This window comes from Neisseria sp. P0009.S007 (assembly GCF_051962515.1).
In genome coordinates this window covers 1-3,188 of the sequence record NZ_JBQCVF010000170.1, presented here as the reverse complement: position 1 = coordinate 3,188, position 3,188 = coordinate 1, and the positions used below count along the sequence as shown (strand labels likewise).

Annotated in this window: 6 protein-coding genes; 3 read left to right on the top strand and 3 right to left on the bottom strand. The window is 44.9% G+C overall.

Annotation, left to right across the window (positions count from 1 at the left end):
- A partial coding sequence (locus tag ACTHS3_RS11025; RefSeq protein ID WP_440367961.1) for an RsmD family RNA methyltransferase occupies positions 1-137 on the bottom strand: 137 nt, incomplete at its 3' end.
- Positions 138-268: 131 nt separating this feature from the next.
- Positions 269-652 carry a helix-turn-helix domain-containing protein gene (locus ACTHS3_RS11020; protein WP_070607424.1) on the bottom strand — a complete coding sequence of 128 codons (384 nt, stop codon included), beginning with the start codon at positions 650-652 and terminating at the stop codon, positions 269-271.
- Between the two features lie 51 nt (positions 653-703).
- Between ACTHS3_RS11020 and ACTHS3_RS11015 the strand changes: the two genes are divergently transcribed.
- From ACTHS3_RS11015 to ACTHS3_RS11005, 3 genes are read left to right on the top strand one after another with little or no spacing between them, the layout of a single operon-like run.
- Positions 704-1,762 (top strand): hypothetical protein, encoded by a 1,059-nt coding sequence (locus ACTHS3_RS11015; protein ID WP_283116260.1) that lies wholly within the window; start codon positions 704-706, stop codon positions 1,760-1,762.
- Entirely contained in the window at positions 1,759-2,181 is a 423-nt protein-coding gene (locus ACTHS3_RS11010) for a hypothetical protein (protein WP_070607430.1), read from the top strand. The genes ACTHS3_RS11015 and ACTHS3_RS11010 overlap by 4 nt, the downstream gene beginning before the upstream one ends.
- Complete coding sequence (locus ACTHS3_RS11005) at positions 2,178-2,444, top strand: YkgJ family cysteine cluster protein (RefSeq protein ID WP_083306168.1); 267 nt, start codon at positions 2,178-2,180, stop codon at positions 2,442-2,444. Before ACTHS3_RS11010 ends, ACTHS3_RS11005 begins: the two co-directional genes overlap by 4 nt.
- A 72-nt stretch (positions 2,445-2,516) precedes the next feature.
- On the opposite strand, the gene ACTHS3_RS11000 is transcribed toward ACTHS3_RS11005, so the two are convergent.
- The coding region (locus ACTHS3_RS11000; protein ID WP_440367960.1) for a topoisomerase DNA-binding C4 zinc finger domain-containing protein at positions 2,517-3,188 on the bottom strand (672 nt) is incomplete at its 5' end.

Genomic DNA, 3,188 nt, shown 5'->3' with positions numbered 1-3,188 from the left:
TTAAACAGTTTTTCACGCACGCTGTCAGGCGTCGGGCGCAGACCATCTGCAGATAAAAATGTTAACTTTCGTCCCCTGCATTGCCCACCGATGATGCGTACTTGATTGGTGTGTTTGGAATGTTTGTTGTTTGCCATAATTCTTAAAAGATGCCGAGTTTTCAGACGGCCTCAATTATATAGTGAAACTGCCATCAAGCCGTATTTCACTCTATTCTTTTAGAAACAAAAAGGCCGTCTGAAAATCATTTTTCAGACGGCCTAGGCTTTTACTTCCGCACAGAAGCAGCCAGCTGTCTCAACAACTCAATTTCCTTATCCTTCTGCTCCAGCATTTCCCGGCAATGTTTTAACTCCTGATTCAACAACTCCAATTTCATAGCCATATCACTTGAAGCATATAAAGCGATATCGCCTCCACTGTCTCCTTCATTAATCTGTAAAACCATCCCGTTATTACCCGATTTCAACAAATCCCACATATCTACTTTAAAGATAGCCGCCAACTGCTCTAGTCTTGGAATATTCAATTGTGTCTCACCTCGCTCAATCTTAGCGTATCCACCGGCAGACATGGCTAACTTTTCCGCCATTTCTTCCTGAGACCATTTATTTAATTCGCGTATCAAGCGGATCTTTTCGTGAGTTTCCATAGACTAAACTTTCTGTATAGATGATTGAATTATTAGAGTAGATTTCAAACTTTGAGTTACTGGAGAGGAAAATTCATTCTGAATACAATCCCCAAGGTTTTATCAAGTATTAAAATTTTTACTATATTTTTAATAAATTTTAAAGAGAGTAACTTAAATATGGCCATTCCAATTTTACTTTGGGGCGCTGCTGCTACCCTTGCCGCAACAGGCGTTGTTAAAGGAGCAGGAGCAATCAGCGATATTAACAACGCCAAGGAAATAGGCGAACGGGCAGAACGCCGTTACAAGAAAAGGCAGGAGGAATTAGATGAAACCAAAGAGGAAACTAACGACTGCTTTGAAAAATTGGGGAGATTAAAGGTAGAGATTTTTAAAAATCAAATCAACCATATCATACAAATATTACACAGCACTAACAATAAACATGTCAAAAGCGAACTTTCCGGCTTTAACAGTACATTTGACGTTACAGAGCTGAAAGAAATGGAAACAATGGTGCAAACATCATTGGAACTAAGCACTAATTTCGGTAGTAGTGCTATTACTGGGGCATTGGCCGGTTTTGGAGCGTATGGTGCAGTTCCTTTGATTGCAACTGCTTCTACAGGTACAGCCATCTCTACTCTGTCCGGAGCTGCTGCAACCAATGCAACCCTTGCCTGGCTTGGCGGTGGCGCATTATCTGCAGGTGGGTTCGGAATGGCAGGAGGAATGGTGGCTTTGGGCGGTATCGTTGCAGGCCCAGCTTTAGCAGTCGGCGGATTTATGCTGGCCAGTAAAGCGGAAGAAGCCCTGACGGAAGCACGAAAATATGAAGCCCAAATCGATGAAGCCGTTGCCGAAATGGATTTGATCGCCGAAGGGCTCAAAGGCCTGCAAGATAATGCAAAAGAGATGAAACAGACTTTGAAAAAAATGATCGGACGCTTTGAGCAGGTTCGTGTAAACAGCATCGATGATCCTAATTTTCACGCTATGCTGGTTATTGGCAAAGCCATCAAAAACCTGATGAATACGCCCATTATGGAGGATGATGGTTCGCCTGCTCCCAATATCAGGCATCAATGTGAAGGTTATTTGAATATTGAACTTGGGGCAGAAGTATGAGTAAAATCCAAATTCTCGACAAAGTTGTTCCGACGAAAGTCCCCACAGCTATTCCTTTGGAAGCCGCAACAAGCTCGTTTACCCGCATTTTGGAAGCACACAACGAATACAAAAAGATCGCAGCCCAAGAGAAAACCAAACGTGAGGCAATCGGTGCATGGAAAGATGTCCGTTTGAAGGAGTTGAAAAATCAGCAGGAAATTTTGCGGCTGTATTTGGAAAATACGTTTCGGGAACGCCGCGAGATGATTGACGGTTTATTCAATGCACTGGACAAAGGGATTGAGGCCGGCAATATCAATGTTATTGATACGGCAATAAACGGCATTGTGAATATTGCCAAGGATTCTCCGCTGCAACAGGTCGATAAGCTAATTTTGTCACTGAAAAACGATGATGTAAAGGTGATTGAGTTTTGACCTCCGAACCCTTTCCTTGTTCCGCCTGCGGTTTGTGTTGTCAAAGGGTCAGTCTAAGCGAACAAACCGCATGGCTGGATCGCGGAGACGGTATATGTCAACATTTTAATGAAAATACAATGTTGTGTTCTATCTATGCAACTCGCCCTTTGGTTTGCCGTGTGGAGGATTATTACCGCGCCCATTTATCTGAACAAATATCTTGGCAGAACTTTATACGGATTAATGTAGAAGTTTGCAGAAAGTTTCAATCGAATAAGTAAGGCTTTTCTGTTTATGGGAGTGCCGTCTGAAAACTTTTCAGACGGCATTTCCTATTTTAAACTAACCTAACTTCACTCTTTCGGCGCAGGCGGTTCAATCTGTTCTTTCCAGCCGCATTCTTTTTGCGGGCAGACTTTTTCCACACCCCAGCGTTTGGTGGTTTTGATGGTCAGTACCGGCCAATGGCAGTTCGGACATTCTTCGGCGACGGGCGGGTTCCAAGTGGCGTAGTTGCAGTCGGGATAGGTGCTGCAACTGTAAAACAGTTTGCCGTAGCGGGATTTGCGCTCGACGAGGTTGCCTTTTTTGCATTGTGGGCACTGGACGCCGGTGTCTTTAGGTTTTTCCAGCGGCTCAACGTGTTTGCATTTGGGGTAATTGGCACAGCCGATGAATTTGCTGCCGGTGCGGCTGTATTTGTACACTAGGCGACCGCCGCATTTAGGGCATTCGCGCCCGTCGAGTTCGGCTTGCTCGGCTTCGGCTTTGGCGATGCGCTCGGCGGCTTCTTCGGCGGTTTCGTTGACATTGCGCGTGTAGCTGCACTCGGGATAGCCGGCGCAGGCGACGAAACGACCCATTTTGCCGAATTTGATTTGCAACTTGTGTTCGCCGCATTTCGGGCAGGTTTCGTCAAGTTCCTGCGTGGTAAATTTGGCGCGTTCAATACCCTCTTTTTCTTCTACTTGCTTGATAAATGGTTTCCAGAATTTATCCATCACGGGAATCCATTGGCGTTTGCC

Coding starts and splice junctions, on each gene's coding strand:
- ACTHS3_RS11020 (WP_070607424.1), bottom strand. CDS start 652: ATGGAAACTCACGAAAAGATCCGCTTGATACGCGAATTAAATAAATGG.
- ACTHS3_RS11010 (WP_070607430.1), top strand. CDS start 1,759: ATGAGTAAAATCCAAATTCTCGACAAAGTTGTTCCGACGAAAGTCCCC.